Source organism: Fulvivirga kasyanovii (assembly GCF_009711405.1).
GTDB classification, from domain to species: Bacteria; Bacteroidota; Bacteroidia; order Cytophagales; family Cyclobacteriaceae; genus Fulvivirga; species Fulvivirga kasyanovii.
This window is the reverse complement of record NZ_SMLW01000484.1, coordinates 1-13,293: the sequence shown is the minus strand read 5'-3', so window position 1 is coordinate 13,293 and position 13,293 is coordinate 1. Positions and strand designations below refer to the sequence as shown.

General features: G+C 45.9%; 14 protein-coding genes. 6 read left to right on the top strand and 8 right to left on the bottom strand.

Translation table 11 applies throughout. The features are described from left to right. The coding region (locus tag E1163_RS09170) for a heavy metal translocating P-type ATPase (protein ID WP_155171140.1) at positions 1-2,190 on the bottom strand (2,190 nt) is incomplete at its 3' end. A 114-nt stretch (positions 2,191-2,304) separates the two neighbouring features. Then, positions 2,305-2,874 carry a helix-turn-helix domain-containing protein gene (locus E1163_RS09165; protein WP_155171139.1) on the bottom strand — a complete coding sequence of 190 codons (570 nt, stop codon included), beginning with the start codon at positions 2,872-2,874 and terminating at the stop codon, positions 2,305-2,307. Positions 2,875-3,033: 159 nt separating this feature from the next. Between E1163_RS09165 and E1163_RS09160 the strand changes: the two genes are divergently transcribed. After that, positions 3,034-3,999, top strand: coding sequence for a YheT family hydrolase (locus E1163_RS09160; RefSeq protein ID WP_155171138.1), 966 nt, complete (start codon positions 3,034-3,036; stop codon positions 3,997-3,999). Here the strand turns inward: E1163_RS09160 and E1163_RS09155 are convergent. Next, positions 3,996-4,412, bottom strand: a complete 417-nt coding sequence (locus tag E1163_RS09155; protein ID WP_155171137.1) for a hypothetical protein — start codon at positions 4,410-4,412, stop codon at positions 3,996-3,998. The two genes, E1163_RS09160 and E1163_RS09155, sit on opposite strands and share 4 nt — an antisense overlap. Beyond that, positions 4,409-4,609: a YwbE family protein gene (locus tag E1163_RS09150; RefSeq protein ID WP_155171136.1), complete on the bottom strand. Its 201-nt coding sequence runs from the start codon at positions 4,607-4,609 to the stop codon at positions 4,409-4,411. The genes E1163_RS09155 and E1163_RS09150 overlap by 4 nt, the downstream gene beginning before the upstream one ends. 105 nt (positions 4,610-4,714) lie before the next feature. Here E1163_RS09150 and E1163_RS09145 point away from each other — a divergent pair, with 105 nt between their 5' ends. From E1163_RS09145 to E1163_RS09135, 3 genes are all read left to right on the top strand, one after another. Next, on the top strand, positions 4,715-5,224 hold the full coding sequence (locus E1163_RS09145) for a lipocalin family protein (RefSeq protein ID WP_155171135.1): 510 nt from the start codon (positions 4,715-4,717) through the stop codon (positions 5,222-5,224). A gap of 39 nt (positions 5,225-5,263) precedes the next feature. Continuing rightward, complete coding sequence (locus E1163_RS09140) at positions 5,264-6,649, top strand: serine hydrolase domain-containing protein (RefSeq protein WP_155171134.1); 1,386 nt, start codon at positions 5,264-5,266, stop codon at positions 6,647-6,649. Between the two features lie 140 nt (positions 6,650-6,789). Continuing rightward, positions 6,790-7,584 carry an alpha/beta fold hydrolase gene (locus tag E1163_RS09135; RefSeq protein ID WP_155171133.1) on the top strand — a complete coding sequence of 265 codons (795 nt, stop codon included), beginning with the start codon at positions 6,790-6,792 and terminating at the stop codon, positions 7,582-7,584. Here E1163_RS09135 and E1163_RS09130 read toward each other — a convergent pair. From E1163_RS09130 to lhgO, 3 genes are read right to left on the bottom strand one after another with little or no spacing between them, the layout of a single operon-like run. After that, on the bottom strand, positions 7,559-8,485 hold the full coding sequence (locus E1163_RS09130; protein ID WP_155171132.1) for an L-lactate dehydrogenase: 927 nt from the start codon (positions 8,483-8,485) through the stop codon (positions 7,559-7,561). The genes E1163_RS09135 and E1163_RS09130 overlap by 26 nt on opposite strands. A 3-nt stretch (positions 8,486-8,488) precedes the next feature. Next, positions 8,489-9,598, bottom strand: a complete 1,110-nt coding sequence (moeB, locus tag E1163_RS09125; protein ID WP_155171131.1) for a molybdopterin-synthase adenylyltransferase MoeB — start codon at positions 9,596-9,598, stop codon at positions 8,489-8,491. A 25-nt stretch (positions 9,599-9,623) separates the two neighbouring features. Beyond that, positions 9,624-10,820 carry an L-2-hydroxyglutarate oxidase gene (gene lhgO / locus E1163_RS09120; RefSeq protein WP_246223584.1) on the bottom strand — a complete coding sequence of 399 codons (1,197 nt, stop codon included), beginning with the start codon at positions 10,818-10,820 and terminating at the stop codon, positions 9,624-9,626. A gap of 153 nt (positions 10,821-10,973) precedes the next feature. Between lhgO and E1163_RS09115 the strand changes: the two genes are divergently transcribed. Both E1163_RS09115 and E1163_RS09110 read left to right on the top strand, forming a co-directional pair. Then, positions 10,974-11,768 carry a glucosaminidase domain-containing protein gene (locus E1163_RS09115; protein WP_185156031.1) on the top strand — a complete coding sequence of 265 codons (795 nt, stop codon included), beginning with the start codon at positions 10,974-10,976 and terminating at the stop codon, positions 11,766-11,768. A 10-nt stretch (positions 11,769-11,778) separates the two neighbouring features. Next, a complete protein-coding gene (locus E1163_RS09110; RefSeq protein WP_185156030.1) occupies positions 11,779-12,846 on the top strand; it encodes a polysaccharide deacetylase family protein in 1,068 nt (355 codons plus the stop codon). 26 nt (positions 12,847-12,872) lie between these two features. Here E1163_RS09110 and msrB read toward each other — a convergent pair whose 3' ends face one another. Then, a complete protein-coding gene (gene msrB / locus E1163_RS09105; protein WP_425482694.1) occupies positions 12,873-13,283 on the bottom strand; it encodes a peptide-methionine (R)-S-oxide reductase MsrB in 411 nt (136 codons plus the stop codon). Positions 13,284-13,293 lie beyond the last annotated feature (10 nt).

The following is a 13,293-nucleotide window of genomic DNA, read 5'->3' as shown; positions in this document are numbered from 1 at the left end:
CAGGCTGTTGCTTACTACGGATACAGAACTTAATGCCATGGCTGCACCTGCGATCATCGGATCCAGAAGGAAGCCGTTTACGGGGTACAGTATACCTGCAGCAATAGGAATGCCTATCAGATTATATATAAATGCCCAAAACAGGTTTTGACGAATGCCCGCCACCACCTTACCTGACAAATTAAGGGCTTTGGGCACCGATTTGAGGTCGGACGTGATCAATGTCATTTTGGCTACATCCATGGCTATATCAGAGCCTTTACCCATAGCGATACTTACATCCGCCTGAGCGAGGGCATGAGAGTCATTGATGCCGTCACCAACCATTGCCACCACATGTCCTTTTTGCTGAAGTTTTTTGACAAATTCAGCCTTGTCAGCAGGTAGTACTTCCGACTCAAAATGTTTCAGGCCTATCTGTTTGGCTATGGCAGTGGCAGTCTGGTGGTTATCTCCGGTAAGCATATAGACATCTATGCCTTTCTTTTGCAGCAGCTCTATGGCTTCGCGGGAGGTTGGCTTGATCTGGTCTGCAATGGCTATTACAGCTTGCAGGTTCTGTTCATCAGCAAAATAAACCACGGTTTTGGCTTCTGCCTGCCATTCATCAGCCTTATGGATCAACTGCTGGTCCATAGCAATATTATTCTCCTGAAGTAATTTTCTGTTTCCGATCAGGTACAGGGTGTCCTTATGCTTTGCAGATACTCCTTTGCCGGTAATACTGTCGAAGCCGGTCATTTCAACAGGTTTTACATTTTCTGCTTTCAGCTTATTCACCACTGCTTCTGCCAGCGGGTGCTCTGATTGTGATTCGAGCGTGTAGAGGATGGCAGCCAGCTTACCGGTTTCAGGGGTTGCCCAAACGAGGTCAGTTACTACAGGTTTGCCCTCCGTAATGGTCCCGGTTTTGTCCAGGATTATAGCATTGACCTTATGGGCCAGTTCCAGGCTCTCAGCATCCTTAATGAGGATGTTGTTTTCGGCACCTTTGCCTACGCCGACCATTATGGCCGTAGGAGTGGCCAGTCCTAATGCACACGGACAGGCTATTACCAGGACGGTAATTGAGGTTAGCAATGCATGCGTAAAGGCATCATCACCCCCGGCAATCATCCAGACGGCAAACGTGATGATGGAAATGCCCATAACTACCGGCACAAAAATACCGGCGATCTTGTCTACAAGCTTCTGTACCGGGGCTTTGCTACCCTGGGCTTCCTGTACCATTTTAATGATCTGGGCCAGTAAAGTGTCTGAGCCGACCTTTTCTGCAATAAACCGGAAACTTCCTTTTTGGTTGATCGTACCGGCGAATACTTTACCGTCTTTTTGCTTCTCCACGGGAATAGGCTCACCTGTGATCATGCTCTCGTCCACATAAGAACTGCCCTCTTTCACTACACCGTCTACAGGCACCTTCTCACCAGGCCTGACCAGTATTTCGTTCCCTGTTTTTACAGAGGAAATGGGAATTTCCGTTTCTTTACCATCAATAACAACCATAACCGTTTTAGGCTGTAAGCCCATCAGCTTTTTGATCGCCGAGGAGGTATTGGACTTTGCCCGCTCTTCCAGCAACTTACCGAGCGAAATAAAGGCAATAATAACAGCCGCTGCTTCATAATAAACATGAGCCTCCAGACCTTTGGACACCCAAAACTCAGGATATAAGGTGTTGAATACACTAAACGCAAATGCTATTCCTGTACTTAGCGCCACCAGCGTATCCATGTTGGCCATACCGTGCGTGGCCTGCTTGTAAGCGTTGATAAAGAAGTTTCTTCCGAAATAGAAAAGTATGGGGGCGGTAAGGGCCATTGAGATCCATTCACCATAGGGCAGGTCCATGAAGAACATGCCTATGAGTACCACCGGAACTGCGAGAATGGACGACCAGATCGTACGGTGCTTAATCTCCTGGTATTTCTTATGTTGAGCTTCTTCCTGTAGTGCCTGAGGGTCTTCCGTATCTATGATCAGGTCGTATCCAATTGAGCGAACGGCATTTTGCAGTTCCTCTGGTGCGATATTGCCATTTTCAAATTCAACCCAGGCAGATTGGGTGGCAAAATTGACCCCGGCATCTTTTACTCCGTTTACGGCTTTGAGTGTTGACTCAACACTCACTGCACACGCCGCGCAACTCATACCACTCACCGGATAGGTTTGTTTGTTATTTGTAGCCATGATTTTTGCTTTGTATTATGATAACAAAGTTCGGCTCAAACCCATTGACTTATGTTATAGAATTATCGCAGAGTTTTACATCATTGGCTGCTTATTTAGTCCAGTTCTGCGGAATCATACCTGATCGATAAATGACCTGTGAGGTTGAGATTGTTTTTTGAAAGCGCTTGGACTCATGCCTGTTACTTTTTGGAATTGTCCGCTGAGGTGGGCAACGCTGCTATACCCAAGTTTCCAGGCTATTTCAGAAAGGGTAAGCTGGTCGTACAGGAGCAACTCTTTTACCTTTTCAATTTTTTGCTTGATGATGTACTGCTCTATGGTGATCCCTTCAACTGACGAGAACAGCCGGCTCAGGCTTTTATAGTCCTGATTAAGCGTTTCCGCTATAATGTCCGACCAATTAAATTTTTGCTGTTGAAGGGCATTTTCTTCATGATGTACTTTGCGGATCACAATATTTTTAATGGACTCGATGCTCTGTTGTTGCCGGTTGTTGATCAGCTCAAAGCCTAATTGTTTCAAACCCTGGTCAATGGTCTTTAACTTGCCTTGAGGGATATTAGATTCAGTTACTACTTCACCCAGCGTTACGGATGTGTACCTGATGCTTTCCTGTTCCAGTAAGTCCCTGACAGCCGCAATGCAGCGTGGGCATACCATATTCCTAATGTGTAGTTTCATCCAATTAGCTGTTTTTCCTTTACAAATCTAACGCCTCTCATGTTATCAGGTTACCGTTGTTGTAAAAAACATATCAGGAAGCCTGGTGTACATTATCTTTGCACCAATTTGGGGGATCACTTCCCGGTTCTCTTTAACGAGAAGCTTAAATTGTTCGTTATGCCTTTAGTTCAGTCAAAATACAAACCGCCCTTTTATCTCAGGAATGGCCATCTGGCCACGGTCATCCCCAGCACTTTCCGCAAGGTAAGCGATGTGGAATATGTACGTGAGCGTATGACTACTGCAGATGGTGATTTTCTGGATCTTGATTGGTTGAACCAGGGGTCTGAGAAGCTTATTATCATATCTCATGGCCTGGAAGGGAGCGCCGACCGGCCTTATATGAAGGGAATGGCCAAGTATTTTCACAGGTATGGCTGGGATGCACTTGCATGGAACTGTCGTAGTTGCAGTGGAGAGATCAACCACAAGGCACGCTTTTATCACCATGGAGACACCGAAGACCTTGCTCAGGTAGTAAGTTATGCCATAGAAAAGCATGATTATTCTACCGTTGTGCTTGTGGGGTTCAGTATGGGAGGAAGCATGACCCTGAAGTATCTGGGAGAGATGACTGATCAGATTATGCCGCAGGTAAGGGGAGGAGCAGTCTTTTCTGTGCCTGTAGACCTGGCATCGAGTGTAGAAGAGCTGGCGAGAAAACATAATGATTTCTACCGGAAACGGTTCATCAAAAAGCTTGAACGAAAGATCCGGTTAAAGGCTGAAAAGTATCCGGAAGAAGTGCGATACACCGATTTTAATAATATCCGCTATTTTCCTGATTTTGACAACCTCTACACGGCGCCGCTACATGGCTTCAAGGATGCTGAGGATTTTTACAGCAAAGCCAGTGCTAATCAATATATGTATAACATTAAGGTGCCGACACTTTTGGTCAACGCTTGGAACGATCCGTTTTTGCCTGAGGCCTGCTATCCAAAGGAGGAATGTGAGAAGCACACTCACCTGTATTTTGAATCGCCTGAATACGGAGGACATGTTGGGTTTACCGTGAAAGGCAGTGAGTTCAATTATATGGAACGTCGCGCTCTACAGTTCTTCAATGAAAATATTGATTAGTCTGTACAGTCATTGATTTTAGTTCTGATCAGCGCTATTCTTTCTTCCCGTTCGAAGTCAAAGGTCTTTTCAATAGCCGTTATGTGTTCCAGTATAATCAGGGTCTTCCGGTATAGGTTGATGCTTTTGGCAGAGCAGGGAGGCGTGGCGAACTCAGCGGCCTGAAAACAGAGTTCCGCCAATACTTTGAATTCTATAGGTTTTAGCTTTTTTTCCTCTTTTAGAAATGTAATGGTTTCAGAGTCCTCCAGGTTATCAAGCTCATGGATTTGCTGACCGGAAGTCTGCTCAAAATGATTGTTGATCAGTTCATTGGCTTCGGGGGTTCTCCCGTCATCCTTTAGTCCCATCAATTTGACAAGCAGGAGGTTTAGTTTTTCCAGTTCCTTCAATATGAAGTCCCTCTGCATCATTCTTCTCCAAGGATTTGCTGTACCCGGCCGATTTGTCCATCCTGAAGCCTGACTTTTATGCCACGATGGTGGGTTGGTGATTTGGTCAGCAGGTCTTTTACAATCCCCTCTGTTAATTTTCCGGTTCGCTGGTCTTTTTTTAGCACTATGGCAACCTTTAATCCGGGCCTGATGTCTTTTCTATTGGTACCGTTCATGTATGAATTTTATAGCCACGTCAAAAGTACATGATTTAATGGTAAGCTACTACTTTGAAATACACTATCATAACGTTACATTTAAGATGTAACCATATTTTTGCAATGAATAAGATATTACCATTAGCACTTATTGCAGCTTTCATCTTCTCATGTGACGGTAACAGGAAAGAGGCTGGTGAACAGGCTGTTGAGCAGGAGCCTGAAACGAAAACGACAAGCACGCTGAAAGAAGACATGTTGGGCGAATGGCGCAATGTGGCGATGAAGGTAACCATTAAGGGAGAAGAGTCCGACTCTGTTGTAAATGTACCTGAAGGGAAATGGGAAGAAGTGCTGCAAATACAACCGATAAGAACAGTTTTTAATGAAGATGGGAGCTTCACTTCGGAATACAGAGGTCTTGACGATACCATCATCATGACGAGTACCGGTACATGGGATGTAAAAGGTGATACCCTTGAAATGACACAGGAGGGCAGTACTACTTATTATGTCACCAGCATTGAAGGTGACATGGCAGAGTTTGAGGGCACACTGGACTGGGACGAAGACGGGCAGGCTGATGACCACTATTGGGGCAGACAGCAAAAGCAGGGGAAACAAAATGACTAAACATCCGTATCCAATTTCTATTGTGGTTATCTTTTTAAGATGAAAAAACTACTGACAAGATTCTTCTTGCTGGTTATAGTCATAATAGTCATTTATGGGCTAAGCTATGCCTGGCGTGCTTTTCCTATAATCAGCGGCTATGGGGCAAAAAATCTGTGTAGTTGCGTCTACGTCTCCGGCAGGGATACAGAATCTGTCATTACCAACGAGCTGGGAAGCTTTCCACTTTCGCTCGGTACCTTCAGTATCGACTTATCAGACTCTTCGGCCTATGGAGAAGTTTTTGGTATGGCTGCTAAAAAAGCCATTTACCGCAAAGGATTAGGATGTACCCTCATTTCCGAAATCGATGAAAGTGCGGTGCGGTCTCAGGAATATCACTTGTCAGACTCCAATATCGTGCTTTCGGATACACTTGAATGGCCTCTGGGCAGAGATACTCCCGATAGTATCAGTAGCACTATCAACATGGATGTTCTAAAGGCTACTGTTGATAAGGCATTCCTGGAGCCAGACAAAGAACACCCTCAAAACACACGGGCTGTCGTAGTCATACATGACGGTAAGCTGATATGGGAACAGTACGCCGAAGGGTTTGACCGGAACACGCCACAAATGGGATGGTCTATGACCAAAAGTATAACCAATGCCCTGATCTCCCTGCTGATAAAAGACGGCAAGCTGCACTTGTACCAGCCGGCCCCCATAGAGCAATGGAAGACCGAAGGAGACCCAAGAGGTACCATAACTATTGATCACCTGCTGAGAATGAGCAGCGGGCTGGAGTGGGAGGAGGAGTATGCAGGCCCCAGCAGTGCCACCAATATGCTTTTTAAGCAGGCTGATATGGGCGTTTTTGCAGCCAGCTTCCCACTGGTTTACCCTCCGGATACTAAATGGTATTATTCCAGCGGAACATCTAATATACTGGCTTTGATTGTGAGGCAGAGTGTTGGCGGCGATTACTACAAGTTTGCTTACGAAAGGCTGTTCAATAAGCTGGGAATGACCAGCGCTGTAATGGAGCCGGATGCTTCAGGCACTTATGTGGGCTCTTCATACATGTACGCTACCCCCAGGGACTGGGCAAGGTTTGGTTTACTTTATCTTAATGATGGCGTATGGAATGGTGAAAGGATCCTTCCGGAAGGCTGGGTAAAGTACTCTTCAACGCCAACGCCTGGTGCGTCCCGTGGCGAATACGGGGCACATTTCTGGATGAATGCCGGAGCCGTAGGCAATCCTTCTGACCGGTGGTACCCTGATGCTCCTACAGATATTTTTAGCATGAATGGTTTTGAAGGCCAACGTGTTTTTATTATTCCCTCAAAAAAAGCAGTGATCGTAAGGCTCGGGCTTACCAAAAGAGGTAACTTCGATTTCAATAGATTCCTAAAGGAAGTTTTGAGTGCCTTACCAGAGTAAACTATGCTGAAAAATACCCTGCTTGCCCTTTTTGCTGCAGTTGTCATACCGTTATTCTTTTCTGGAAAGATGATATTCCTCCGGAACAACTAAAAGAAGATTATGCTGACAGGAATAGCCGCTTTATTGAGATAGAGGGCATGCCTGTGCATTATAAAGATGAAGGTAGTGGTATACCGTTGGTATTGCTGCATGGCACGGCTTCGTCATTACATACCTGGCAGGGCTGGACAGAGGAGTTGAAAGGAAATTTCAGGGTGATCAGGCCTGACCTGCCTGCCTTTGGACTTACCGGGCCTACCCCTGAAGGCGTTTACACTATCGAATTTTATACCCGGTTTTTGAAACAGTTTTTAGACTCCCTTGAAGTTAAACACTGTTATTTGGCTGGTAACTCGCTGGGAGGAGGTATAGCCTGGTCGTTTGTCGTCGAGTATCCGGAGTATGTTAATAAGTTGATCTTGCTGGATGCCAGCGGATATCCCGTGGAGTCACCACCGTTCATCTTTACCCTTGCCAGGGTTCCGGTGGTTTCTCATCTTTTGAGGCATATTACCCCAAAATTTATTGTAGAGAGTAACGTGGAAGCGGTGTATTTTGATGATGACAAAGTCACGGATGCATTGGTGGAGCGGTACTATGAGCTAACGTTACGGGAAGGTAACCGGCAGGCTTTTATCGACAGGGCAAGGTCTGGTGGTAATAGTTATTCTACAGAGGATGTTGGTAAGATAGACGTGCCTACGCTGATCATGTGGGGCAGACATGATGAATGGATACCTGTGGAGGACGCCTACCGGTTTGAAGAAGATATTCCTGAAAGCTATTTGAAAATCTATGAAAACGCAGGACATGTGCCTATGGAAGAAATTCCTGAGCAAACCGCCGGGGACGCCAGGGCTTTTCTGCTTAATCCTGATCTACCGAAGCAATAGCCTTTCTGATAACTTCGACTGAGGCATTTAGCTTTTCATGTTCAGCATCTGACATTCTGGGAATCAGGATTTCCGTAGCACCATCGGTGCCCACGATGGTAGGAAGTGAAATGGCTACGTTCCCCAACCCAGACGCATCAGGCTGGACTCTCGACAGGGTAATGATCCTTCTTTCTCCCCGGAGTATCCATTTTAGCAGTGTAGCCGTTACCAATCCGATGGCATGGTTTGTAGCTCCTTTTCGTTTGATAATTTCCTGAGCAGCCGTACGGACTTGTTCGGTGATCAGTGTTTCTTTTTTCTGAGACCAGCCTGGCCACGATCGCAGCTCCTTTCCTCCGACAGTTGCCCCTGACCAAAGTACTACTTCTGAGTCGCCATGCTCACCGACAACCTGGGCATGAACACTGCGGGGATCCAGATCCAGGGTCTTGCCGAGGATTTCTTTCAGGCGTGCTGTGTCCAGCATCGTTCCCGTGCCGATCACCCGGGCTTCGGGCAGCCCTGAAAATTTTTGGATAAAATAGGTAAGTACATCAACAGGATTAGAAACCACCACTACTATGCCCTGATAATTTTTGAGCTTGAGGGCTATATCACGGGCGATGATCACATTTTCATTCAGCAGTTGCAACCTCGTTTCTCCGGGTTTTCCGCCACGGCCTGCCGCAATTACGATGGCATCCGTGTTCATCATGTCATCGATGGAGGCTGCCCTTACCCGGGCAGTAGGGTAGAAAGAGGAGCCATGGCTTAAGTCCATAGCTTCTCCTTCCGCAATTTCTGTTTTTATATCGTGCAGCAGTAGCTCATTGGCGATGCCAGCGTGGAGTATGGAAATGGCAACGCTACTGCCAACCCAGCCCATACCGATTATTCCAATAGATTTTCTGCTTGCCATATTTTAGTATTGTTGCATTTCAGGATCAATTTGCCTTGCCCATTCCAGTATACCTCCTTTAAGGTTATAAAGGTTGTCCAGGCCATATTTGTTTTCCCAGTACTGGATAGCCTGGGCACTTCTTGCGCCGCTACGGCAGTGTACGATCACCTTTTTGTCTTTGGCTATTTTATCGCCGGCTTCAGGTACCTGCTGCATCGGGATAAGTTCGCCGTTCAAATTGGCAATGTCATACTCATGCGGTTCACGAACATCAAGTAACTGGAAGTCTTCGCCCGACTCCTGAAGTGATTTCAGCTCTTGTACAGTAATTTCTTTCATGGTTTTTGTTTTTTTAGGCCCATAACAAAACTCTTCATAGTCGATGAGTTTATCAATTACGGGAGCATTTTTATTTCGGTTAATTTTAATGATCCTGCTTTGCATGCTCAGCGCATCGAAGATAAGTATCTTTCCTGAAAGTGGCTCACCGATCTCCGCTAATACCTTGATAGTTTCGTTGGCCTGCATGGATCCGATTATGCCCGGGAGCACGCCTATAACGCCTCCTTCTGCACAGTTGGGTACAGATTCAGGTTCCGGTGGTTCCGGGTAGAGGTCTCTGTAGGTTGGACCATTTTGATAGTTAAATACTGCCACCTGGCCTTCAAACCTGAAAATAGAGCCATATACAAAAGGCTTGTCGAGCATGGTGCAGGCGTCGTTGACCAGGTACCTTGTAGGAAAATTATCAGTCCCATCGATGATCAGGTCGTAATTTTCCAGCAGTTCCAGCGCATTTTCAGAGGTCAGGCGGGTTTCATGTACTTCTACATCAATGTACGGATTGAGCGCTTTCAGTTTTTCAGCAGCAAGGCGTGCTTTTGATTTTCCTATATCGCTTTGCTGAAACAGCACCTGCCTTTGCAGGTTGGTTTCGTCCACGTGGTCAAAGTCTGCAATGCCCAGCGTGCCTACACCGGCAGCAGCAAGGTAAAGCAACACGGGACTGCCCAATCCACCGGAGCCTACCACCAAAACCTTTGAAGCCTTGAGTTTTTCCTGTCCTGCCTTTCCGAACTGGGGCAGGGTGAGGTGGCGCTGGTATCGTGCAAGTTCATTTGTGGTAAGCATAGTTAAATCTGCCTTTGGTTAATTATTAAAAACGTTTCAATGCAAGATTTGATACGGTATCTCCAATGGATAGTGAGGAAGTAGCGGCCGGAGATGGCGCATTACATACATTTACGGCATACTCATTCTCCAGGATCAGGAAATCGTCGATCAGGCCGCCATTGCGGTCACAAGCCTGGGCTCGTACACCCGCACCTCCTGGTTTCAGGTCTTCTTCCCTGATCTCAGGCAGCAACTTTTGCAGGGCTTTGGTGAAGGCGGCTTTTGAAAATGACCTGTACATTTCACCCATACCTGTTTTCCAGTATTTCATCGCTACTTTCTGAAAGCCGGGCCACGCAAGTGATTCGCCAAGTTCCTTTAAGTTTATGTCGCTTTTTTTATAGCCTTCCCGCTGAAATGCAAGTACTGCATTAGGGCCGGCCTCAACGCCACCTTCCATCATACGTGTGAAGTGTACTCCAAGAAACGGGAAATTAGGATCGGGCACCGGATAGATCAGGTTTTTTACCAGTCCTTCCTTATCCTCATTTAATTTATAATATTCACCCCTGAACGGTATGATCTTAACATCAATTTTCTGATGGGTGAACCGGGCCACTTTATCGGAATACAACCCTGCGCAATTCACAACCAGACGGGTAGCATAGCTGCCTTTTGTAGTGGTTACCGTGGTTTCGGCATTCCCGGTAGTTATGTTTGTAACTTTTTCGCCAAGCCTGATCTCTCCGTCTTTTTCCAGGATAAGTTCAGCGTATTTTTGTGCTACGCGCTTGTAGTCAACAATACCGGTCTGAGGCACGAAAATACCTTCAATGCCATTGACATGAGGTTCATATTCTTTGAGTTCATCTGCGTTTAGAAGCTTCATATTGGTGAGGCCATTCTGCTCACCTCTTTTGAACAGGTTGTGCATCAAAGGGATTTCTTCTTTCGAGGTAGCTACTACAATTTTTCCGCAAAGCTCATAGTCGATCCCGTTTTCATCGCAGAAGGCGATAAGCTGGTGATATCCGTTAATGCAATTGGTGGCCTTCAGACTTCCCGGCTTATAATAGAGCCCTGAGTGGATCACTCCGCTGTTGTGCCCCGTCTGATGGGCTGCCAGTTTATCTTCTTTGTCGATTACCAATAACCTCAGGGCAGGTTTTTTTGTTTTTATCTTTAGGGCGGTAGCGAGACCTACTATCCCGGCACCTATTACAATAATATCGTACTTCAAAACTTGTGCGTTTGTTGTGAGAATGCGAAGATATAATATGTTTTTTGAAATCGGGAAAGATGACCCTGGCATCTTTATTATCTCAAAGAGATGTAACTTTGGAAAATGTTGAATAATTATAAATTACTGTCCGGATATAAAATAGTTTGTTTTATGTTGGTGTTGGCTTTTTTAGCTGGGTGTACTGACCCGGTAATGAAGCCTGCTTTCATTATTGCAGAAAAACCTGAGGACATCCGGCCTATACAGGGAAAGTGGGTGAGGCCGGTGCTTTATGACAACAAAATCGACTTTGGCAGGCTTTCCATCAAAAAGAAGAAGAGAAAGTTTATTGATATGCTGCTGCCTTCGATCCTGATGGTCAAGCATAATCTGGCTGTGGAAAGGGCGCGCATTGGTAATATCATATGGAAGATGGAAAATGGAGAACCCGTAAGCGGGGAAGACAAGGTATTTTATGATGCGAAGATGGATGAGTTTAAGGCGGACGGCCCGGAAGATTTATATAACCGAATGGCCACGCACCCTACAAGCATTGTGCTTGCTCAGGCCGCGATAGAAAGCGGCTGGGGAAGCTCCAGGTTTTTTAATGAGGCCAACAATATCTTTGGGGTATGGTCATATAACCCTGACGAGGACAGGATCATGGCGTCTCAGAGCAGGGGAGACCAAGCCATATTCTTGCGTAAATATCCTGATTTGAGAGGTTCAATCCGGGACTACTTCCTGACGCTTTCGCGAGCCAACGCTTATGGTAACTACCGCCAGCAACGGTTGAAGGTCAAGGATCCGTACCAGCTTACTTACTTTCTGAAAAATTATTCTGAATTACGCTATACCTATGTTTCGAGGCTAAATATGGTAATGAAAAAGAATAAACTGACACAATATGACAGCCTGCAACTCGATCCCTCTTATTACAACACCCAAAATCGTATCATCCTTTAAAGTGCCGCTGATGAGGTTAATATCTGTTCTCCTTTTGTTGTTGATAGTTTCAGGGTGTGACTCCCGTTCATCTGAAAGTGCTGCCCAGTCCTCAACTGACAGTATTACGATAACGGGCAACAGGTCGGTGGTTTGCTTTGTGTACCACCGGTTCGGAGATAGCAGGTACCCTTCAACCAATGTGAGCATCGATGATTTTGCAGCGCATCTCCAATACCTCAAAAACAATGAATTTACGGTAATGACACTCTCTGATGCCGTGGAATATCTGAAATCGGGTAAAGAGAATAAGAAAGTGGCAGTGCTCACCATTGATGACGGGTATGATACTTTTCTGACCGGAGCGATGCCTCTGTTGAGAAAGTACGGGTACCCGGCTACACTGTTTGTGAACACGGAAACTGTGGGTGGCGGAGGCTATCTTGATTGGGAGGAACTGCGGCAAATCGCCAAGGAAGGAGTGGAGATCGGCAATCATAGCCATTCCCATGCTTATTTTTTGAATATTCCTGAGCAAGAGCGGGTCGAAAAGTTTAAAGATGACGTCAGCCAGGCGCAGGCATTGATACAAGAACACCTGGATCTGGAGCCTGTTGTATTTGCATACCCTTATGGTGAATATGATCCGTCGATGAAAAAAGCAGTAGAGGATCTGGGCTTTGTCGCGGCAACAGCCCAGAATTCCGGAGTAATGTATAGCCATGGTGATTACTTTGCCCTGCCCAGGTTTCCGATGGCTGATGCTTATGCATCTATCAATGGTTTTGCTGAAAAGGCCGGGATGGAGCCGCTACGGATAAAGAGTGAAATGCCGGCCTCTGTATTGGTGGCTCAAAATCCCCCTGAGCTTACGGTGGGTTTTACGAACGAAGATATAAACACAGCATCATTGCAATGTTTTGTACAGGGTGGTAGTTGTGAGACCGAGATCGTGCAGAAAAGTCCTTTGAAAGTGAAGCTGAAAGCCAAAGCACCACTCAAAAGGCGGAGGACACTATACACTGTCACTGTCCGGTCAGCAGATGGTAAGTGGCATTGGTACAGTCATTTATGGGTCAGGCCGGATATAAAAGAATAAGGGGCTGTTGTAAGCCCCTCATTACTCTATTTTTCTTCTTTAAAGTCCATTGCTGCCGAGTTGATGCAGTATCTAAGGCCTGTAGGTTCCGGCCCGTCGGGAAACACATGGCCTAGGTGCCCGCCGCATCTGGAGCAAACTACTTCCTCCCTTACCATGCCCAGGCTTGTGTCTTTAATGATCTCTACATTTTCGTCGTCTATAGGTTCATAGAAACTGGGCCATCCGCTACCAGATTCAAATTTGGTGTCAGATTCAAATAATTTTTGATGGCAGGCCGCGCAGTAGTAAACACCTTCTTTATGGTTGTCCCAATACTTACCGGTAAATGCCCGCTCAGTGCCTTTCTCTCTCAGAATATGGTATTCCTCAGGAGACAGCTCCTTTTTCCACTCTTCTTCTGATTTCATTATTTTATCTTTTTTATTTCGTTCAATAGTTTTTTTT